Genomic DNA, 20,284 nt, shown 5'->3' with positions numbered 1-20,284 from the left:
TCAGCTGCCCCCTCTGATGCGACGCCAGATGTCCCAAATGTCTGCTTTTTCAACCCAGACCATGAGCTTGATGCTGATGGGGATGACCACCAGAGCGCAGACGAATGCACCGCCACCACTGGTGATAAACGGGATTGCTTGTAAGGCCATGGGTGCGAACAGGTAGCCAACCCCCGCCGACAGAAACAGCGAGCCCAGCCGTTGCCAGACCTTGAGGTCATGTTTGGTACTGGTCACCAGCCAGGCGCCGAGGATGGCGCCAAACAACGCTTCGCCATCGATGATTGGCGTCACTGTGGCCAGGCCTAGACCCATAAGCAGGCCGGTCACAGCGCTGGAAGTCGGATCAGCCATGGTGTGGGTTTCCTTGGTTGCAGGGGATCAGTCCCATAGGTTCACCATCTGCCGTTGAGGGGCGCTGGCTTGGGCTTCGGGCATGTTGACGACAAGTCCTTGCGGCAGGATAGGGCCGTAGTCGGCCAGGCCGGGGTTCGCTTCAAGCACGGCCTCGGTGACACCTGCGGTGCGGCCGTAGTACCGCCAGCACAGGGCGTCGACGGTGTCGTTTTGAAAGGCGCGGACGGCAACGGTCATTACTCGGCCTCGGGCTTTGGCGGTGTTATTGGGGTGGCGTACTCGAAGGCACCATCGGGCGACACGTAGGCGCCGGGGGATGTACCTGTTTCAACCACTCTGAAAATCGCAAAGCCGAGCGGGTGCATAATTTCGCGGTTGATACGTTCGTGCAGGCCAAGGCGGCTGATTTCGTTCCAGTCGATGACTTTCATATCGCTCATCAGATCAACTCCACAGTGGTACGGCTGATGCCGAGAAAGTCGCGGACGGCCCAGCGCAGGTCGCGGCGGTAGTCGTCGATGTTCGGGGTGAGTTCTTCGGCTTTGCTGTTGCCGGTGTTGGTCGCGCTGTAATCGCGATACCGCTCGCAGATCTCAGCGCCGGTGCCGGCCTCGATCGCACGGCGGTACAGGTGGGCCTGGACCGGCACATCGTTGATCTTGTCGTCAGGAACGTCAGCCAACGTGGCGTAGCCAGCAGCCAGTTGCTTGGCTTTCCAAGATTTCAATTCTCGGTTGAGATTGATGGCTGCGGCGATTACGGCAGTCTCCAGGCGGGCCGGAGTGACGCTGTTGTCGATGCGAAGGGTTGCGCGCAGCTTCTCAAGATCGATTGAGGGCCAGAACGAGTCGGTATTGATATGACCGCCGGTGACTGGGCCGCTGGCTACGAAGGCGCTCAAAGGGAAGGGCCTCGGATTTCTGCGTGGGAAACTTCGCGCAGGATCTGCTGCCTGGTGAATTCGGGGTGTTTTATATAGAGACGGTCCATTGCTCGCATGGCGTTGCGATTCACAAGGCCGCGCTCGTGCGCGTTGGCCGGCATTATGCTGCCGTGTTTGATAGGGCCAGTGCAGACGGTGCGGTCGTAAGCCTCTGTTTCGTTGACGTACTGTTCAGCCGCAGCAGACAGGCGCCTTTCGGATTCCGTAGGAGTGAAATCACTCTGGTAGAGGTTGGCAAAGGCGGTGTTCATGACTGCTCCGATAGATCGCCGGTGGTCGGGGCTTCACGTTCAGGAGGAGCGGCCTGGCCGATCCGCCCCGAGCCGGCGGGGTGCGTGGGGACGCTCGGTTAGCTGCTGGGTGCAGCGTGTTTTTTCAGGAGGCGTTCGACGCGCTCCAGATCCTTTTTGCCGCCGCAGTTGGTGTGCAGCTCAATAGCTCGGGCCAGGTGCAGCTTGGCCATGTCCAGGTTCATCCTGATGATCAGGGTGTTTTCGCCCGTGTCTTCGTCGGGGACAAGTGCGGCGAACGCTTTGCCCAGTGCCAGGTGCAGCTTGGCCTTGGCCTGATCCGGCATGTCCTCTTCGCCAGTGATCTGTTCGGTGCGCAGTAGCAGGTCGAGATCGAAGGTGCCACCGGCCTTTTGTGTCTTGAGGGCAACTTCGGCGATCTCTTCAGCGATGATGGTGCCGGTGGTGCGTTCGAAGCGATCCGGCATCAGCAACGCGAACTGGATCACGTAGTCTGCAATGTCCAGGGCGCCGGTAAAGTCGCCGGCATCCATACGCCAGACCATCAGGGTGGTAAGTACCTGGTCTTGTGCGCCTTTGCCTTCGGCCAGGACGCCGTCAACGTAGGGCACGTACTCCGGCAGGAGTTGGCGCTTGAGTTCTGCCTTGCCCTCGGTCGATTGCACCTGTTTCAGGCGCAGATAGTCCTGCTGTAGTTTGGCCAAGTGCAGCTCGTAGACGGTGGCGCCTTCCATGGTCATGGCGGGACCGGCCACCGCAGCCGCTGCAACGGCTGCGGTGACGCGCTGGAAATGGCGGCGACAAGGGTTTGTCATGATGGCCTGCCTCAGCTCAGGGTGATGTTTTCGGCCATGGCAGCGCAGCCCAGGTCTTCGATCACGTAGCTTTCATTGACCGACTCGAAGTTCTCGATGCGGTCGCGTTTGGCATTGTCGACGACGGTGCGGCGACGGGTGTTTTCCTGCCAGTAGATCGACAGGTTGTCCAGACGCGTTACCAGCAGGCCGTTGGCTGGGAAGTGCGGTACCCGCACAGCCGGCAGGTTGCCGATACGTTTCTGGCTGGTGACGATATCGGCGGCGAGCATTTCGCTCGGTGCCTGTGTTTTGTTGATGATCGGGAAGTACTTGTCGGCCAGCAGTTGGCGACCGCAGATCACCACCAGCTCGGTGTCTTCCTGGTACCACGGTTCGATGAACTCGTTCACCATACTGATCACCAGGGCGTCGATGTTCTCGAAGTCTTTGCCGGCGCCGATCTGGATCTTGCCGCTGCCGTCAACTACTTCGTCCATGACGCGAGCCGGGTTCTCCAGTCGCATTTTCTCCAGCCAACCGATGTTGACGTCCTGCAACAGCTGGTTGATCGCTGGGTTGGAGGTGGCTGCTCGGCTGGTGCCGTTCCAGCCGATCATGATGCGGTTGAGGGCCTGGGCTTTGATGATGGCGTCGCGGATACGGGCCTGGAAGTCCTTGAACTTGGCCCACTGGTCGAGCTTCTGGTAGCGGATGCCGGTGTCGAAGTTGGTCTGAGTGCAGACGTACCCCCGGTTGTCCAGACCGCTTGGGTCGCGGGGCTCGCGGTCCTTGAGGGTGGTGTCGGTGGTACTGGCAATGGTGCCGTCGATACCAATACCGATTTTTTCGCCCGACTGTTCGGAAACACCAAACACGTTAATTGCGCTGAGGAAGGCGCTGGATTCCTGAATACGGGTCTCCAGGGTCTGGGCGACGCTTGGGGCGGCGGTAAACTTGGTAGTGACGTCGCCCACCCCGTGCAATTGCGCGAGTTGTTGCAGGTAGGCGTTAAAAAGGACGCGGGTATCGTTACGCATGGTGTTCTCCGATGTTCCTTGGCTGGGTGTTGTCCGTGATGTGGATCAGCAGTCGGTGACGAGCTTCCCGTCACCGCCGGTAGCAGCAGGGCGAGCGGTGAACTGCGATTTCGTTCCGGTGGTGTCCGGGGTGCTTTCGAGCTTCTTCACCAATTCGGTGAAATCGCTTTCCAGCTTGTCGTGCTTGACCTGTAAGGCTTCGCGTGCGGTCTTTTCCGCTGCAAAGGTGGTGCCTTGGTGGGCGACGTGTTCGGCCATGGCCTCAACGGCTTGGCCCAGCTCGGTGAAAAGAGCGGCGTCCTTGCCTTCCTTGTCCTTGCTCTTGCCAAGGGCTTCGAGAACGCGGGTAAACAGGCCAGCGACCTTGCTTCCTTCGTCCTCGACTTCCTCGAATTCCAGCGCGGTTTCGACGGCCTCGGTGAACAGGTTATCTGGGGCGTTCTTGCGCGCTTTGAGTGGGTTGGCGTCCGGGTGTTGGGCGCTGAAGGTGAGCATTTCGGTGCCCAGGCTCGCCGGGGTGTCGGTAACGGCAATGCCGTCCAGGTAGGCGCGGCCGGTGTCGGCGAATTTCGGGCGCAGCTCGATGCTGGTGTAGAGCTTCTGGCGGGCCTTGTTCATGGCTACCAGGTCGGCGGTCGGCTCGATTTGGGCAAACAGGGCGAGTTTCTTGGTACCCGCGATGTCGACTTCTTCGGTTTTCAGTGCGACCACGTCGCCATAGGCGCGGAATGGGCTGTCCGGCAGGAGGCTGCGCATGTGCTCGATCCAGACACGGGCACCGTAGGTATTGAGGCTGTAGGTTTCGGCAGCATCGACCAGCCACTGGCGTTCAATCTGGCGACCGTCGGTGGTGGCGCCTTCGACGGCGACGCGAAAGAACTTGGAGCGATACTTCTTGGCTGGGGTGTCAGTTTTGCCGGCCATGGGTGGATCCTCAATGCGTTGGCTGAGTGCTTTAGCGTTGAGGGCATGGTGTTCAGCGCGGGCGAGGCGGGCAACGTGCCGGCCTTGTATGGATAGGCTCTACAAGGGCTGGCGCGGGTAGAGTTCGCGCGCGGGCGGCAGCATCTGCGCCATGACTGCTGCCACTGAAAATCCCGTGCGTGACAACCGCCGCCAGGCCAAATTCCTCTACTGGACGGGCTGGCGTGTCTGCGAGATCGCCGAGTACCTGGACGAGAAAGAAAAGACCGTTCATGCCTGGAAGTCCCGTGACGAGTGGGACCGGGCGGACAATGTAGAGCGCATTGGCGGTGCGCTGGAGGCCCGCTTGGTGCAACTGATCCTCAAGGACGGCAAGACCGGTGGCGACTTCAAGGAGATTGATCTGTTGCACCGCCAGCTGGAGCGCCAGGCGCGTATTCAGCGTTTCCAGGATGGCGGTACCGAAACCGAGCTGAATCCGAACCTGGCCAAGCGCAACGACGGGCCGAAGAAGGCGCCAAAACGCAACGAGTTCGACGAGGAGCACATCGAGCGGTTGACCGAGGCGTTTGTTGACGGCTGTTTTGGCTATCAGCTGGACTGGTACAAGGCAGGCAATCAGCGCACCCGCGCCATTCTCAAATCCCGGCAGATCGGTGCTACGTACTACTTCGCTCGAGAGGCGTTGATCGATGCGCTGACCACCGGGCGAAACCAGATTTTCCTGTCTGCCTCGAAAAATCAGGCGCACATCTTCAAGGCCTACATTCAGGCCTTTGCCCGCGAAGTGGTGGGTGTCGAGCTAACGGGAGATCCGATCATTCTGGGCAATGGCGCCGAGTTGCACTTCCTGGGCACCAACGCCCGGACGGCCCAGGGCTACCACGGCAATTTCTATTTCGATGAGTTCTTCTGGACCTTCAAGTTCAAGGAGTTGAACAAGGTCGCCAGTGGCATGGCGATGCAGAAGCAATACCGGCGGACTTACTTCTCGACGCCATCGAGCATGGCGCATGAGGCGTACACCTTCTGGACCGGCGAGCGCTTCAACAAGGGCAAGCCGGTGGCGCAACGGATCAAGCTGGATGTGTCTCACGGCGCGTTGCAACAGGGGCGGCTGTGTGAGGACCGGATCTGGCGCCAAATCGTCACGATTCTGGACGCTGAGGAGCGTGGTTGCGATCTGTTCGACCTTGAGGAGCTGCGCCAGGAGTACGACGCCGAGGCTTTCCAGAACCTGCTGATGTGCCAGTTCATCGACGACGGGGCCAGCATTTTCCCGCTGGCGATGTTGCAGCCATGCATGGTCGACAGCTGGGACCTTTGGGCGAGCGACTACAAGCCGTTTGCTGCGCGGCCGTTCGGTGAGCGCCCGGTGTGGGTCGGCTATGACCCAGCCGAATCCGGAGACAGCGCGGGCCTGGTGGTGATCGCGCCACCCTTGGTACCGGGTGGCAAGTTCCGCATCTTGGAGCGCTTTCAGTTCCGAGGTATGGACTTTGCCGCGCAGGCCGAGGCGATACGCCAGGTAACGCGGCGCTACTGGGTGACCTACATCGGTATCGACATCACGGGAATGGGGTCCGGCGTGGCCCAGCTGGTGAAACAGTTTTTCCCGAACATCACCACCTTCAGCTATTCGCCCGAAGTCAAAACCCGCTTGGTGCTGAAGGCCTACGACGTGATTAAAAACGGTCGGTTGGAGTTCGACGCCGGCTGGATCGATATGGCGCAGTCGCTGATGGCGATTCGCAAAACCGTCACCGCTTCCGGGCGGCAATTCACTTACACGGCCGGTCGCACCGACGAGACCGGCCATGCCGATTTGGCGTGGGCGACGTTCCACGCGCTGCACAACGAACCCCTCGAAGGGCAGACCACGGCGAACACCGGATTTATGGAGTCCTACTGATGAGCAGACGTAAGCGCGTAACCCAGCTGACCAGCGCACAGCCCCCGATTGAGGGCGATCTGCTGCCACCGCAGGCGGGACCTGTCGAGGCGTTCACCTTTGGTGATCCCACGCCGGTGCTCGATGGCCGCGAGATCCTCGACTACTTGGAGTGCTGGGCCAATGGGCGATGGTTCGAAACGCCCATGTCTATGGATGGCCTGGCCAAGACCACGCGGGCCAGCGTGTACCTCCAGTCAGGGCTGAACTTCAAACGCAACATGCTGGCCCGCACGTTCAAACCGCACCGGCTATTGAGTCGGCAGGCGTTCGAACAGTTCGCCCTGGATTGGTTGTGGTGCGGCAACTGCTACCTGGAGAAGCGCAACAACATGCTGCGCGACACCATGGGCCTGATGCCGCCATTGGCGAAGTACATGCGCCGTGGTGTTGATCTGGATACCTACTACCAGGTGCGCGGTTGGAAGGACGAGCACCAGTTCGCCCCGGGCTCGATCTGCCACCTGCGCGAGGCCGATATCAATCAGGAGATCTACGGATTGCCGGAGTGGTTGGCTGCACTGCAAAGCGCCTTGCTCAACGAGAGCGCGACACTGTTTCGGCGCAAGTACTACAACAACGGTAGCCACGCCGGTTTCATTCTTTACATGACCGATGCGGCGCAGAAAGAGGAGGACATCGACTCGCTGCGCACGGCACTCAAGAACTCGAAGGGGCCAGGCAACTTTCGCAATCTGTTCGTCTATGCGCCGGCCGGGAAGAAGGACGGTATTCAGCTGATTCCGGTCAGCGAGGTAGCGGCCAAGGACGAGTTCAGCTCGATCAAGAACATCAGCCGGGACGATCTGCTCGCGGCGTTGCGTATCCCGCCGCAGTTGATGGGTATTGTGCCGCAGAACGCGGGCGGGTTTGGGTCGTTGCGGGAGGCTGCGGAGGTATGGGCGGTCAACGAACTGGAGCCGCTGCAGGCGCGATTGACCCAGGTCAACGACTGGCTTGGCGAAGAGGTTGTCAGCTTCAAGCCATTTGAGCTTGGAGCAGGGGAGAAGTAGTACCCCCGCGCAGTAAACGAGGCGACGAGCCGGTGCGTCAACACCAGCCCGACGCTGAATCACTCGAATATGCCGAGTGCTCCAACCAAGGCCTCGCCCCACTGCGCAGGGGGGCGGAAGCCTAAGCGATTCCAATAGCTGAAAACAAGGATCACTTATGAGCACACCGATTATCCCGTGGATGGGCGGCAAGCGTCGCTTGGCGGATCGTCTTATCCCGTTATTCCCACCCCATGAATGCTACGTCGAGGTCTTTGCCGGCGGCGCCGCGCTTTACTTCATGCGACCACAGGCTGCGCCCGTTGAAGTTCTTAACGATATCAATGGAGACTTGGTGACGTTGTACCGCGTGGTTCAGAACCATCTGGAAGAGTTTGTGCGCCAGTTCAAGTGGGCGCTCAGCTCACGTCAAATTTTCGAATGGCAGAAGATGACCCGGCCGGAAACTCTCACCGATATCCAGAGGGCAGCCAGATTCTTCTACCTGCAGCACCATGCCTTCGCCGGCAAAGTAAGCGGGCAGACTTTTGGAACTGCCACCACCGGGCCTGCTATTAATCTGCTGCGGATCGAAGAGAACCTGTCAGCCGCTTGGCAGCGCCTGTCTGGAACCTACGTTGAAAATCTGTCCTGGCTAGAATGTGCGGAGCGTTACGACCGGCCGCACACATTTCACTACATGGACCCGCCGTATTGGCAGACTGCTGGTTACGGTGTCGACTTCCCATTTGAAAACTACGAGCGTATGGCCGACTTTATGCGGCGCTGCAAAGGAAAGGTGATGGTCAGTATCAACGATCACCCAGATATCCGGCGGGTATTTGAGGGCTTTCATTTCGAGACCGTGGATATCCGGTACAGCAGCACCAATCAGCGCCAGGGGAAAGCGGATGTCAGCGGGGAGCTGGTGATTATGAATTGGGAGCCTGCCGCCTTGGGCGGTTTGTTCTAAAGTAGTGCTTAGGGCTGAGCCTATTTAATAATGCAGGCTCAGCCCTGCTGTCTTTTAATGTGTCTGTGAAAAGCATCAAGGTTAATTCGCCAGTCTCCTAAAATATCTAGGAGGGGTGTCAGTAATAGGTTTTTATCATTAATTGAATTGTCTAGGTGTAGCAGTTCGGCAAGTAAATTGCTGCAAGTGTATTCCGCCCATGGTGTTATTTCTTCTATAGTTTTTATCGTGCTTTTTGCATTCTCTTTCAGGTTTTCAACTTCTCTGAAAACTACATGGGTCAAATTCCACTCATCTTGATGCTTCCAGTAATTTGCACCAGCGTGTAGTGCGCGAACTGCTGTTGTTTGATTTTTAACGAAAGGAGGCAGAGCAAGGGCTGCACCTTGCTCAATGCCCAGAGTCCTATATGTTGAAGCAATGTATCGCTGTATCCCGGCGAACCCTACCCCGATGAAGTACTCCCCTCGATCACATAACCCGTCGGAATCTGGATCAGCACTTTGCTTGATCTGTGTGTTGATGGTTTTAAGTTCGGTGTCTAATAAGCCGAGTAGGGCCGCTAATGCGTTAAAGTCACCATCAGCAAACTCCCCATTCCATAACTTAAAGTACATGTGCTCAAACTCCTGTTCTAGGTTTTATCCTCTCAGATATCCTGCTTATGGAGGTTGGCATGGGTGATTTTCTCAAGAGCGTCGTCAGCCGCGATACTCATCGCTCTGATATGCGTTTTCTCAAACAGGCCCGTTAGTGAGAAAGCACTGATCATCCCGTTGACGTGTCCGTGATGCCAATGTGCATTGTCTCTGCGACCAGTAATGGATCTGATCGCCTCTCGAACGAAGGCCATTGCTTCGTCAGCATTGCTTGGTGGAGTTGGCATATTACTTCCTGTCGAATTCGTCATAGTCCAGTGCATCAGGGCTTCGTCAAAAAACCTTGCCCGTCACAAGTCTGGCAGTCTTCCCTTCGCCCGAACCGATCAAGGCAGGCAGGGCATTTGCAGAATCTCGCCAGCTCGATGAAGGGGCGTAGCCTTTCGAACGTGTGAAGGTTGCAACATTCTTTAGCGACCTGCGCGACATCGATCAATGATCGGAAGATGTCCGGGTCTTCCAGCGGCACATAGGTTTTACCATTGATGATACGAGCGGTCTCTACCAACCTGTACTGCAACTCACCAGGCATCGTCAACGAAAGGCCGCTGATACTACCAACTTCTCCACTCATGCTCAGAACAAGATCAGCCCCATCCGCATTCGGGTACACCTTTCCGTCGTAGGTGTGCGTGGGCCCCGGTGGTTCGACGGACGCCTCATTGAAGATTGACCGGCTGATGGTCCCCAGCAATTCGCCCGTGTGGATCTTCAAGACGTCGTATGTCGAGGATCCCCGGTAACGGCCGGGTGAATTCTGAAGCTCCTCCACAGCGTGCCAATACGCCGCGTCCGCCATCTCGTTCATATCAAACTGCTGAAGCTGGTCTATCAGTCCTTCTGTTGCCAGCGTCGTAGCCATTGAGTGGAGCGTTTCACGGTGCGCTTCTGGGTTCTGCATTCGGAAGTCGCGGTCGTCGAGGGTTGAGCGCCACTGCTGAAGTCTTAACGCCCTAGCCTGGTCGAAGTTCATGAGGTTCATTTACTGTAAGAGTACTGGTTATTAATACAGTAATTGAGGTGAGATGAGGATGCTAGCGCGACGCGACGAACTGCCGGAATCATTCGGGGGTTTTGACGTGCTACAAGGCGTGCCAACAGGCCTGTTCACACCTGGCGCGCGCCGTCGTCCCCCCACCTCGCCTGCGGGCTAAATGGGTCGTTATTTCTGCGCCCCTACGGACCACCCCCGGCTGCTCAGGCTGGGCGCTTGCTTGGCGTTGTGGGGAGGTTGAAAGCCTGCGGAACCCTGCACCGAGGGGGTATTTCTTCGAAAGGTCTGGAGGAGTTGCTGTGCAGGTATAGAGGGGGGCATTTCAAAAAGAGTAATTTCAGTAACCACGTATGGGGAATGGGCTGGAGGCCGCGTATTTCGTGGGGTTTGGTATTACAAAAAGGAGTAACAGAGAAGTAATTGAAAAGGTAATTATTCCCCAAGCTGTTGTTTCTAAAGGGTTTTTATAAAGGTGAGAATTACATTTATAAAGAGTAATCAGATTACTCAAATATTACTTAAATGTTACCTTTTGAACGTTTGAAGAAGCCCTTTAAATTCAATGGCTTGAGCGTCAAAAACGGTCAAGATTACTCATGTTACTCTTTTTTTTGACCCCCTCCAGATTTCGAATTTAAGCCCCCTATACGTGTGATGCGCACGCGTACTGAGGTTCATGCTGGTGCGCGTGGGAATGGCATGGGAATGCTTTTGCGCAACTGGCACCGCTGGAGCCCTTATATTCCGGGGCGTCGGCTGAGAGATCGAGGGTGCGGGTACTTTCGAATCTCTCCTTCACCGCCATATTCAGTAAACACAAACCCCTGATTTCGAAAGAAGTCAGGGGTTTTGTGGTTTTTGGTGTCTGGAATTTGCCGACGTGTGCGATGTGGTCGGCTGATTCTGGTTTGAGCATTACAATCGCGGTTTTATTGCCAGTAAAAGGACGACGTTCATGATCATCTCCACCACTCACGCCATCGAAGGCCGGCAGATCACCGCGTATCTGGACATTGTCAGTGCCGAGTCGGTGCAAGGCGTCAACGTGATCCGTGACATGTTCGCCGGTATGCGCGACTTTTTTGGGGGACGGTCGCAAACACTGGAGCGGGCATTGAAAGAAGCGCGGATTCAGGCAACGGACGAGATCAAGGAACGAGCGCGTGCCTTGCAGGCAGATGCGGTGGTCGGACTGGATTTCGAGATCAGCATGCCGGCGGGCAAGGGCGGCATGGTTGTGGTGTTTGTGACGGGAACAGCGGTGAAGCTGCGCTAGGCGGGCCGCCGCGGCGTTGGATTTTAGCGGGCCATTCGTCGGGTGTTGGTCGATCTGAATCACAAGTCCAGTAATGACCGGCTAGTCTCAAAATCCTGAGGGGTCGATATTTTTCAGGCGAGAGGGTTTTGCCGGTGTCGACCTGTTACGAAGGGGAGAGGGCATGACTGCACCGTATATCGAAGACGATGGCGCTGAATTTTCCTTCAACAACTGCGTACGCTGCGGACAGAGCGAGTACCAGTCGGGCTTTGGTGAAGACACGATTCAGAACGCCAAGATCAAATCCGCAGCGCCGAAAGGGCCGAAGGCGAAATTCCTTCCCAAGGTGGCGCGGGCCAGAAAATAAGCTTTCTCGACATAAACCCCGTCAATGAACGGGGTTTTTTACGTCTGATCGATGACTTACGAAACGTTCTGCGAATGGTTTAAAGATCTCGGTTTTTTTTCACAAACTTTTCACGTAGTCCGGATTAAGGTGAAGCCATCCGTTAGAAAGCAAGTCTCCAGCCCGTCTCCCCAGCGGGCTTTTTTTTGCCTGTCGTAAAACCTTTTCCAGAATCGCGGTCAAATCGGCGCCAAGTGCTCGCTGCGCTTTGGTTTCGTCTGGACTTTTGCCCTTTGGCGACATTAAATCCCGACCCTTTTTGTATCTCTGTTTTTGAGGTTTTCGTCATGCGTTTAAGACTCCCTGCTTTGGTTCTTGGCCTTTTCGTGGCTCAAGGTGCGATGGCTGCCGGCGACGGCACTGCGGCATTGGGCGGTGGTCTGGGTGGCGCGCTGGGTAATGTGGTCGGCCAGAAAATGGGCGGCAGCACAGGTGCCGCGATTGGCGCGGGCGTAGCAGGCGCAGCGGGCAGTGCGGTGGCGGCACGCAAGGGCAGCCGGACCAAAGCGGCCATTGGCGGCGGTGTCGGCGCGGCTGGCGGTTCGGTGATTGGCAACAGCCTCGGCGGCAGAAACGGCGCTACCATCGGTGCTGGTCTGGGTGGTGCCGCGGGCGGCGCGGTGGGCAGCAACCTGTCCAAAGGCCACAAGCGTCACTGAGAGTGATTGCGTGTCAGAAAAAGCCCGACTCGATGTCGGGCTTTTTCGTTGCTGAACGTTTTTCCCGCAAACGCCTCCAATGGGTTATAAGCCCTTGTACGGGCGGACTGTCCCGCTTCGGGAACTGTGAGGTTCAAATGCGATTGTCATTATCTGCACTGTTTTTCGGATTGCTGGTTGCTCAAGGCGCTATGGCTGCCGGCGACGGCACGGCCGCCGTCGGTGGCGGCCTGGGTGGTGCATTGGGCAACGTGGTCGGTGGACAACTCGGTGGTAGCACTGGCGCCGCAGTGGGTGCAGGTTTGGGCGGCGCTGCGGGCAGTGCCGTCGGCGCGGATAAACGCAGTCGCACCGAAGCCGCGATTGGCGGCGGCCTCGGCGCCGCTGGCGGATCAGTGATCGGCAACAGCATGGGCGGCTCGACCGGTTCGGCCATCGGTGCAGGCTTGGGTGGCGCGGCAGGTGGCGCGGTCGGCAACAACCTGGGTGACGATGGCGGTAAGTCTCATTCCGGTGGTGGCGGTCATAAACACAAGAACAAGCATAAGAACAAACATCATTGATTGATGTTTAAACAGAAACCCGGCCATGTGCCGGGTTTTTCGTTTCTGCTCACCGGACTCGGGAACGATTGGCGGAAGGGCGTTTCGAACGTCATACACTCCCCCGAATTCCCGAGGTATGCCATGACTCCCGAAACTGAAGGCAAGGAAGAAAAAGGTCCAAGTGGGCTGCCTTTCATCAACGATCCGGGGAATGAAGATCCGGGGTCGGTGATGGGTGATGCGAAGGTGCCGTTGAATGATTCGGATGAGGCGGATATGGAGTATGAAGAAGAGGACGAGCAATAAGTTGTCTTAGAAGTCGAGCGCGGTAGCGCGCTGATTTCATCTCCGGGGCCTGTACTTCAGGCCCCTTGATTCTGACCGGTTTGCTCGCGAAGATTAAGTTTGGTAAACAATTTTTGAGACGAGCGAAGGCCATCGATGTTTTTGTTATTTCGCAGTTAAGTCAGGGTTCACGCGTATGTAAAGGTTATCTGATGGCGACATTTTTTCTATTCGGCCTGATGCGATGTATTCTTTAAACTCCTTTTCAACTATTTTTTGATTGCAGTATTTTTTGTATTTGGATGGCCTATCGCTAGCGTAAATGTAGAGGCGCCATACATCAAAGCCGTCGATTCTGTTGTTCGATCCATAGTCGAAGTCCACTGATTCTGATGGGAAATGAATGGCGCACCCTACGCCGTGCAGTTCATATTGAATTCCATCAGTTATTTCACCGCAGCGTTCGATTTGCTTGCTCCGCCAAAGTCTTAAAATATTCCGAGTGCCAAATTTTTTTTCTAGTAACTCTGTGCCAATTTCAACTTTTGAAAGAAAGTCATTTATTAGATCCTCAAGATTTTTATCATCTGTTTTCATCTTCTTCTGTGATGCTCCAATCGGTCGTGTCCGACATTGTTCGCTGAATCAATGACTTCTTCAATCGTATTAAGCTGTCCTTTGTGTTCTCTGATGTTTGTGATCAGTTTTATAGTTATAGGCGTTGCTGTTTGTTTTGCAGCTGCTGCACGGTGATGTCCATCTAGAATATAGAAGTTGCCCTGATGTTCTGCTACGTCTATGGGATAGCTGACATCGTAGCCACCTGCTCGCATTTGATCTCTTATTTTTTCGACGTGTGTAGTTGATTTTTTTCCCATAATTGCATGCGTGCGCTTCACTGAGTGTGGGTCAACGCCATGAATCAAGCCCGGTAATTGTGGCTCACCCTCATCAACCTTAGCCCCACCAATCCCTCCCGGCATCTCACAACCCGGTTTCTTCGGCGGCGGGCAGTTAGAGCTCAACCCCAACGGATCCACCCACCCCGTCGGATTCGGCACGTACTGGTACTGATTCAACCCACCCGCCAACTTGATCGGGTCCGGCGTCAGATACCGTCCAAGTCGTGGGTCGTAGTATCGGTGCCGGTTGTAGTGCAGGCCGCTTTCCGCGTCGAAGTACTGCCCCTGAAAGCGCAGCGGTTGATCCAGGTATTCCTCGCCAGCCAGGGTGATCGCGGCGACTTTGCCGTAGGCGTCGTATTGCGCCGACCAGACGATTTCGCCGCTGTAGTCGGTGAGTTCTTGCGGGGTGCCGAGGTGGTCGAGTTGGTAGTAGAACGGGCAGGCCTTTTTCGGGCCTTTGCCGTCGAGCAGCGCCAGCGGGCGGAAGGTGCCGGGTTCGTAGACGTAGCTGCGGTGCTGGGTGTTGCTGCTTTCGGCGACGAGGTGGTCGCCTTGCCAGAAGAACTCGGTTTTTTCGCCGTCGACGGTTTTGCGGATGCGCCGGCCGAAGGCGTCGTACTGGTAGGTCGCGGTTTTGCCGTCGGGGCGGGTCAGGCCGACGAGGCGGTGCTGGCAGTCGTAGCGGTATTCGGTGACAAGTTTTTGCGCGGTGCCGCGGCGTTCGCGGATCAGGTTGCCGAAGGCGTCGTAGTCGTAGTGGCGATCGCCTTGCATCAGCAGGCGGTTGCCCTTGATCTGCGTGGGGCCGGGGCGGTCCTGCATGAGCAGGTTGCCGGCCGGGTCGTGGGCGAAGGATTCCGGCAGTTCGTCGCGTGAGTGGCGTACGCGGATCAGCCGATTGAGGGCGTCGTAGCCGTAGGTACGCTGGCCGTGACGGGTGTCGGCGATGTGCTCCAGATTGCCGTTGGCGCTGTAGGCATAATCGCGGCGGTACAGCGAATCGTGCTGATGGCCTACGGCGTGGGCGAGCAGGCGGCCCTGATCGTCGTAGGCATATTCGCTGAGCAGCAAGCCTTGCTGACGTTGTTGTTCGCGGCCCGACTGATAGACGTGTTGCGTCAGCGGCGCGCCGTTGAGGTGGATCGCCGTGAGCGCGCCGCCCTTGGCGTACTGATAATCGAGCTTACTGTTGTCCGGCAGGCGCATGCGTTTGAGCTGGCCGCAGGCGTCGTAGGCGTAACGCAGCGTGCCCCAGCCTTGATGCTCGGTGATCAACCGGTCCTGCAAGTCGTATTCAAAAGCCAACGGATGTTTCTGGCCGTCGTCGACGCCAGTCAGCCGACCGAGGCGGTCGTACTGATAGATGACCTTGATCCCGTCAGGCAATGTCTTGACCAGCAGACGCCCGGCCGCATCGCGCTCATAGCCCGTGACCAACACCGAGCCGTCATCGCCGAACTCGGTCTTTTCCAGCAGATGACCGTTGAGGTCGTAGGCATACCCTGTACGCCGTCCGTCGAAGCCGGTTTCCTGTCGGATCAGTCCGGTCGGCGTGTAGTCCAGTCGATACTTTTCGCCGGACTCGTTTTCGATTTCGGTGAGCAGCAGTTGCGCATGGTCGTAGCGGTACTGCACCCGCGTGCCGTCGGGGTTGATCCGGCGCGAAACCAGGTGCAGGTCATCGTCATACTCGAAACGAGTGATACGCCCGAGTTCGTCGCGCTCGGCAGTAACCTGGTTGTAGGCGCCGTAGCTGTAGGCGCGGGTGGCACCTGTAGGAGAAGTCGTCTGGATCAGTCGGCCAACGGCGTCCCAATGCTGACGCGTGATCGCACCGTGCTCATCAGCAGTGGTAGTCCTGCGCCCCAGTGCATCGTAGGAAAAGCGCCGCACACCGCCATCGGGCAGGGTTTCTTCAACCAACTGACCGAGGGGGTTCCAGACAAACACGTGTCGACTGGTGTCCGGGTAACGGATCGACAGCAACTGCCCGCGAGCGTCGTAGTAGTAATGGCTGACCTGACCATCGGGATCGACCGCCTCAGTGACATCGCCCTGAGCATTGCGCCGATACGTCCACACCGCCTCGCCACGGCAACGGCTGTGCAGGAAACCGTTGCGGTACTCGTAGGACGTTGGCACATCGTCTGGCGGAAGCAGCGCGATCAGCCGTCCGACATCGTCGTAGCGGTATTCGGTGACGGCGCCTAAGGGATCCTGCTCGGCGACCAAACGGCCCGCAGCGTCGTAGGCCTTGAGGTGTTCACCGCCGTCGGCCTCGACCTTGCGCACCAGTCGTGCGCGGTCATCGTGGACGTAGGTTTCTTCGGTGCCATCGACGTGATGCACGACGACACTGCCGTCGTCATTCCAGACGTAGCGCGTGTCCATCTGCGAGAACGACGCCCAGTGCCTGACGCAACGTGCAGCCTTGCCAGCGCGTTCCCACTCCCAGAAAAAACTCGCGCCGCCCGTGAGTTGGCGCTGGAGAATGACGTGCTGATCGTCGTAGTCGTAACGCTCGCTGTCGCCGACCGCGTTACGCGCCTCGACCAGATGCTGATAGGCGTCGTAGCGGTAACTGACGAGGGTTTGCTCAGTTGTCCATTCAGCCTGCTGAAAAGTCTGATAATCGACGGCCACCAAATGCTGGCGGTCATACCGCAACAACAGCGCCCGACCCGCGCCGTTGTCCAGACGCTGAACCCGATCCTGCCGATCGCGAACAACGCGCAGACGATTGCCATACGCATCACTGATCGCCGTCAGCCGCCCGGCGCGAAAGTGATAAAACCGCGCCGCGTCCCCCGCCAGCGCGAGGATCAATTCCTCCGGTTCATCCCCGAGAAAGATCGCCGCTCGCGACAGACTGTTATGAATCGCCGGCCGCTCAACGCTCGGCAGCGGGAAGCGCGTACGCCGGTTTTCATGGTCAACCCAGACAACACAGTCGCCATCGAACTCCAGCCGATGCGCCAGCGAATGACTCCAGCCAAACCCCAGCCCGAGGTCGATCTCGGCGGCACTGGTGCGATAAAGCCTTGTGAACTCGAATGGCAACAAACCATCAAGCACGCCATCGGTCAGAGTCAGCAGTTCCTCGCCGGTAACCATCGACACCGGGCAGCCGTCTCTGCAGGTGAGTGGCACGCAATCGGCGCTGTCGCCATTGGGGTTTTTTGCCTGATCGGACGCGTCATCGTGAGGCTCATGGCGCTCCATGCGGCTCATGCCATGCGACTTGTCCCGCGCAAGGGGCGCCGGATTCGGCACCGCCAAAACCACGGAATCGGCCTGACGAATGTTCAGCGGAATCGACGGCGTCGATTTCAGCTCGACGTCACGCACATTGAGCACCAGCGGTTTCAAAACGCCGGCATGGCGAGTCAAGTCAGGCGAGGAATGCAGTTCAGCCAGGCGCAAAGCAGAAGCCGCCAGCCATTCCCGCGCGCGCGGCGATTTGATTTTCGCCAGCACTTTGCTGCTCAAACGCAGCTGCACGCCAATGCCGCCAGAGACGCGCATCAACAAGAAACTGATCAACAATTCGACACGGACTTCTGCGACCACTTCCGCCACGTATTGCGGCGGCAGCATCTTCAGCCAACTGGTGAACGCCGCCAGATGAATGAACAAAAGCGGCTCGTCGCTGAGCATCAACAGGCCGTTGGCTATCGCCTCGTGGGAAGCCTGTAGCAAAGCGTCCAGCTCAATGTCGCTCAGATAATCCAGAAGCTTTTCGCTGTTGGCCTGCAAGTCGGCGAGCAGGGCGAATAGTTGTTTGATGTCATCCCAGACGCCGTGCAAGGCATTTTCGAAGCCGCGCCAATCGGCCTGTTGCAGTTGACCGAAACGCTCGCGGAATCCGGCGCTGGAAAACTCCGTCCAAAGCGGCTGAAACCCTGCCCATTCACCACGCAACCAGTCTTCCAGGCCACTGATGACACTTTCATAAGAGGCATACAGCGCCCGGACATGCCGGGTAGAAACATCAGGAAAGAAGGTGATGCGATAACGCTGGCCCCGGTCGCAATCGCTCACCTCCAGAATGCCGCTCGGGCCGATTTCATAATGTTGCGGATCGCCGAAGGTCAAAACGCCGCCGACGTCGGCAATCACCGGCTCGAGTGTCAGCGGGGTGTTGCCGATCGGTACAAAACGAGCCGCTTCGAACATGTGCACCAGGGTCAAGGGGCCACTGGCCGGGCACATGAACACTGAAGAACTGATGGGTTTACGGCTGTTGACGGGGGCGCTGAGGTTGACGTCGTTGCCGACTTTGAACACCTGCTCGATGTCCAGCGCCGAGCCCATCCAGAACTGTTCGGCCCAGGCTTCGTAGTTGTTCAGGCACAGGCGAAACTCCCGGATCAGGGTTTCGAAGTCCGGGTGCTCAGGATTAAGGGCGGCAACCACCAGCAGGCCGATGCTGTTGTTCAGGGGCAGAAGCCGATCGGGTGGAAGCATTCGCAGTCACTCGCGCATGTGAATAGAGGTGCGCGGACTTTGCGGGGGATCAAAAAGGAAAGAAGTCGGGAAGGTAGGCAATATCTGTAGGGCGTTTCGCTATTTGCCTGCGATCAGTTCATCGCTTGAGCAGATATTGCCCGTTGCTCAATGTCGGCCGTGCTCGTTATGCTGCTGAACCCATTAATCAGATCCGAGCAGCGGCGCTACCCGCCGCCTGGGATGTCTTTGTTAACGGATCCGATGATGAATGCACCGCTGAAGGCGTTCGGCCCGATCAAGGCCGTGATTTTCGATATGGACGGTTTGCTGCTGGACACCGAAGGCATTTACACCGAGGTCACCTCGATGATTGCCGAGCGTTACGGGCGCACCTTCGACTGGAGCGTCAAGCAGAACATCATTGGCCGCGGTGCCAACGATCTGGCGAACTACGTTGTGCAAGCGCTGGATCTGCCGATCACTGCCGAAGAGTTTCTGGTGATCCGTGAGCCGTTGATGCGCGAGCGTTTTCCCAAGGCCCAGGCGATGCCGGGAGCCGAAGAACTGGTTCGTCACCTCAAAGCCCACAACATTCCAATCGCCGTGGGCACCAGTTCGTCACGACAGTCGTTCGGTCAGAAAACCACGTTGCACCGCGAGTGGTTTGCGCTGTTTGATTTCATTGTCACGGCGGACGATCCGGAAGTCGGCGCAGCCAAACCCGCGCCGGATATTTTCCTCACCGCGGCGCGGCGTCTGGGTGTCGCGCCTGAAGATTGTCTGGTGTTCGAGGATTCGCCGTTTGGGGTTACCGCAGCGAAAGCGGCGGGCATGACGGCCATCGCCATTCCCGACGCCGCCATGGCCGATGAAAAATACGCCCACGCCGACGGGATTCTTCGTACGTTGAAGGCGTTTACGCCAAGTGCCTGCGGTTTGCCGGCGCTGGAATGGGCTTGATCGAGCGGTAACACGATCAACCAAAAAACGCCGCCCCTCCGTTAAAGGAAGGGCGGCGTTTTTCGTACAGTCGATTGAGAAATATCAGGCGCCGAAGCCGCCGTCGATGGTCAGGCTGGCACCGGTGATGTAACCGGCTTCCGGGCCCACCAGGTAGGCGACGAAGCTGGCGATTTCATCGGCGGTGCCGTAACGACCTACAGCCATGAGCGGGATCAGGCTTTCGGCGAAGTCACCGTGCGCCGGGTTCATGTCGGTGTCGACCGGGCCGGGCTGCACGTTGTTGATGGTGATGCCGCGTGGACCGAGATCGCGGGCAAGGCCTTTGGTCAGACCCACCAGTGCCGATTTGCTCATTGCGTAAACACCGCCGCCGCCGAAGGGCATGCGGTCGGCGTTAGTGCTGCCGATGTTGATGATGCGTGAGCCTTCGCCCATGTGCTTGGCCGCTTCCTGCGAGGCGATGAATACGCTGCGTACGTTGATCGCGAGGGTTTGGTCGAAGTCTTCCAGCTTGAAGTCTTCCAGTGGTGCGATGGCCAGCACACCGGCATTGTTGACCAGAATGTCCAGACGTCCAAAGGCTTCGACGGTGCTGCTGACCGCATGGCGGATGGCGGCGGCATCGGCACTGTCGGCCTTGATCGCGAGGGCTTTGCCACCGTTGGCGGTGATGCTGTTCTGCAACTCTTCGGCTTTGGCGGTGGAGCTCACGTAGGTGAAGGCTACTGCAGCGCCTTCAGCGGCCAGACGTTTGACGATAGCGGCGCCGATGCCACGGGAACCGCCTTGAATCAGAGCGACTTTGCCGCTGAGGTGTTGAGTGGTCATGTTCGATCTCCAGACTGTTCAAGGCGGGACTGCCTTGTTGTTGGAACCGAGTATCGACCTCTGATCCACAACCGTGTAGCCCATGATTGCTATAGTCTGTGTAAACCA

23 protein-coding genes are annotated in these 20,284 nt (G+C 57.7%); 9 read left to right on the top strand and 14 right to left on the bottom strand.

Features of this window, described 5'->3' with window-relative positions; all coding sequences use genetic code 11:
* The 8 genes from ICA15_RS02585 to ICA15_RS02550 form a co-directional block, all read right to left on the bottom strand.
* On the bottom strand, nt 1–354 hold the full coding sequence (locus ICA15_RS02585; protein ID WP_137270928.1) for a putative holin: 354 nt from the start codon (nt 352–354) through the stop codon (nt 1–3).
* A gap of 27 nt (nt 355–381) precedes the next feature.
* Nucleotides 382–594 (bottom strand): tail protein X, encoded by a 213-nt coding sequence (locus tag ICA15_RS02580; protein ID WP_224450811.1) that lies wholly within the window; start codon nt 592–594, stop codon nt 382–384.
* Nucleotides 594–797, bottom strand: coding sequence for a hypothetical protein (locus ICA15_RS02575; RefSeq protein WP_224450810.1), 204 nt, complete (start codon nt 795–797; stop codon nt 594–596). Before ICA15_RS02575 ends, ICA15_RS02580 begins: the two co-directional genes overlap by 1 nt.
* A complete protein-coding gene (locus tag ICA15_RS02570) occupies nt 797–1,258 on the bottom strand; it encodes a head completion/stabilization protein (protein ID WP_224450809.1) in 462 nt (153 codons plus the stop codon). The genes ICA15_RS02575 and ICA15_RS02570 overlap by 1 nt, the downstream gene beginning before the upstream one ends.
* Nucleotides 1,255–1,551: a hypothetical protein gene (locus ICA15_RS02565; protein WP_224450808.1), complete on the bottom strand. Its 297-nt coding sequence runs from the start codon at nt 1,549–1,551 to the stop codon at nt 1,255–1,257. The genes ICA15_RS02570 and ICA15_RS02565 overlap by 4 nt, the downstream gene beginning before the upstream one ends.
* 98 nt (nt 1,552–1,649) lie before the next feature.
* Complete coding sequence (gene gpM, locus ICA15_RS02560) at nt 1,650–2,366, bottom strand: phage terminase small subunit (RefSeq protein ID WP_224450807.1); 717 nt, start codon at nt 2,364–2,366, stop codon at nt 1,650–1,652.
* Between the two features lie 11 nt (nt 2,367–2,377).
* A complete protein-coding gene (locus ICA15_RS02555; protein WP_224450806.1) occupies nt 2,378–3,385 on the bottom strand; it encodes a phage major capsid protein, P2 family in 1,008 nt (335 codons plus the stop codon).
* A 45-nt stretch (nt 3,386–3,430) separates the two neighbouring features.
* Nucleotides 3,431–4,309, bottom strand: coding sequence for a GPO family capsid scaffolding protein (locus ICA15_RS02550; protein WP_224450805.1), 879 nt, complete (start codon nt 4,307–4,309; stop codon nt 3,431–3,433).
* A 151-nt stretch (nt 4,310–4,460) separates the two neighbouring features.
* Between ICA15_RS02550 and ICA15_RS02545 the strand changes: the two genes are divergently transcribed.
* The 3 genes from ICA15_RS02545 to ICA15_RS02535 all read left to right on the top strand — a co-directional run bounded on the left by ICA15_RS02545 (nt 4,461) and on the right by ICA15_RS02535 (nt 8,225).
* On the top strand, nt 4,461–6,221 hold the full coding sequence (locus ICA15_RS02545; RefSeq protein WP_224450804.1) for a terminase ATPase subunit family protein: 1,761 nt from the start codon (nt 4,461–4,463) through the stop codon (nt 6,219–6,221).
* Nucleotides 6,221–7,273: a phage portal protein gene (locus ICA15_RS02540; RefSeq protein WP_224450803.1), complete on the top strand. Its 1,053-nt coding sequence runs from the start codon at nt 6,221–6,223 to the stop codon at nt 7,271–7,273. Before ICA15_RS02545 ends, ICA15_RS02540 begins: the two co-directional genes overlap by 1 nt.
* 157 nt (nt 7,274–7,430) lie before the next feature.
* Nucleotides 7,431–8,225, top strand: a complete 795-nt coding sequence (locus ICA15_RS02535) for a DNA adenine methylase (RefSeq protein WP_224450802.1) — start codon at nt 7,431–7,433, stop codon at nt 8,223–8,225.
* A 38-nt stretch (nt 8,226–8,263) separates the two neighbouring features.
* Here the strand turns inward: ICA15_RS02535 and ICA15_RS02530 are convergent, their stop codons facing one another.
* The 3 genes from ICA15_RS02530 to ICA15_RS02520 are packed head-to-tail and all read right to left on the bottom strand — an operon-like array spanning nt 8,264 to nt 9,857.
* Nucleotides 8,264–8,842 carry a hypothetical protein gene (locus ICA15_RS02530; protein WP_224450801.1) on the bottom strand — a complete coding sequence of 193 codons (579 nt, stop codon included), beginning with the start codon at nt 8,840–8,842 and terminating at the stop codon, nt 8,264–8,266.
* A 32-nt stretch (nt 8,843–8,874) separates the two neighbouring features.
* On the bottom strand, nt 8,875–9,111 hold the full coding sequence (locus tag ICA15_RS02525) for a hypothetical protein (protein ID WP_224450800.1): 237 nt from the start codon (nt 9,109–9,111) through the stop codon (nt 8,875–8,877).
* A gap of 35 nt (nt 9,112–9,146) precedes the next feature.
* Nucleotides 9,147–9,857, bottom strand: coding sequence for a hypothetical protein (locus ICA15_RS02520; RefSeq protein ID WP_224450799.1), 711 nt, complete (start codon nt 9,855–9,857; stop codon nt 9,147–9,149).
* Between the two features lie 976 nt (nt 9,858–10,833).
* Between ICA15_RS02520 and ICA15_RS02515 the strand changes: the two genes are divergently transcribed.
* The 5 genes from ICA15_RS02515 to ICA15_RS02495 all read left to right on the top strand — a co-directional run bounded on the left by ICA15_RS02515 (nt 10,834) and on the right by ICA15_RS02495 (nt 13,052).
* A complete protein-coding gene (locus ICA15_RS02515; protein WP_047300625.1) occupies nt 10,834–11,154 on the top strand; it encodes a YbjQ family protein in 321 nt (106 codons plus the stop codon).
* Nucleotides 11,155–11,317: 163 nt separating this feature from the next.
* Nucleotides 11,318–11,503 carry a hypothetical protein gene (locus ICA15_RS02510; protein WP_150601316.1) on the top strand — a complete coding sequence of 62 codons (186 nt, stop codon included), beginning with the start codon at nt 11,318–11,320 and terminating at the stop codon, nt 11,501–11,503.
* A 326-nt stretch (nt 11,504–11,829) separates the two neighbouring features.
* Nucleotides 11,830–12,201, top strand: coding sequence for a glycine zipper domain-containing protein (locus ICA15_RS02505; RefSeq protein ID WP_210553616.1), 372 nt, complete (start codon nt 11,830–11,832; stop codon nt 12,199–12,201).
* Nucleotides 12,202–12,338: 137 nt separating this feature from the next.
* On the top strand, nt 12,339–12,764 hold the full coding sequence (locus tag ICA15_RS02500; RefSeq protein ID WP_150601317.1) for a YMGG-like glycine zipper-containing protein: 426 nt from the start codon (nt 12,339–12,341) through the stop codon (nt 12,762–12,764).
* 123 nt (nt 12,765–12,887) lie between these two features.
* On the top strand, nt 12,888–13,052 hold the full coding sequence (locus ICA15_RS02495; protein ID WP_210553615.1) for a hypothetical protein: 165 nt from the start codon (nt 12,888–12,890) through the stop codon (nt 13,050–13,052).
* A gap of 144 nt (nt 13,053–13,196) precedes the next feature.
* On the opposite strand, the gene ICA15_RS02490 is transcribed toward ICA15_RS02495, so the two are convergent.
* Nucleotides 13,197–13,628 (bottom strand): DUF6896 domain-containing protein, encoded by a 432-nt coding sequence (locus tag ICA15_RS02490; protein ID WP_150618575.1) that lies wholly within the window; start codon nt 13,626–13,628, stop codon nt 13,197–13,199.
* Nucleotides 13,625–18,403: an RHS repeat-associated core domain-containing protein gene (locus ICA15_RS02485; RefSeq protein WP_210553614.1), complete on the bottom strand. Its 4,779-nt coding sequence runs from the start codon at nt 18,401–18,403 to the stop codon at nt 13,625–13,627. Before ICA15_RS02485 ends, ICA15_RS02490 begins: the two co-directional genes overlap by 4 nt.
* A gap of 246 nt (nt 18,404–18,649) precedes the next feature.
* Between ICA15_RS02485 and ICA15_RS02480 the strand changes: the two genes are divergently transcribed.
* Nucleotides 18,650–19,345 carry an HAD-IA family hydrolase gene (locus ICA15_RS02480; RefSeq protein WP_150616756.1) on the top strand — a complete coding sequence of 232 codons (696 nt, stop codon included), beginning with the start codon at nt 18,650–18,652 and terminating at the stop codon, nt 19,343–19,345.
* An 84-nt stretch (nt 19,346–19,429) separates the two neighbouring features.
* On the opposite strand, the gene ICA15_RS02475 is transcribed toward ICA15_RS02480, so the two are convergent.
* Entirely contained in the window at nt 19,430–20,176 is a 747-nt protein-coding gene (locus ICA15_RS02475) for a 3-oxoacyl-ACP reductase family protein (RefSeq protein ID WP_150616755.1), read from the bottom strand.
* Nucleotides 20,177–20,284: the final 108 nt, after the last annotated feature.

The sequence above is a fragment of the Pseudomonas sp. P116 genome, assembly GCF_020149425.1.
Lineage (GTDB): Bacteria > Pseudomonadota > Gammaproteobacteria > Pseudomonadales > Pseudomonadaceae > Aquipseudomonas > Aquipseudomonas anatoliensis.
The sequence above is the reverse complement of the archived record's forward strand: the minus strand, read 5'-3'. Positions and strand labels throughout refer to the sequence as shown.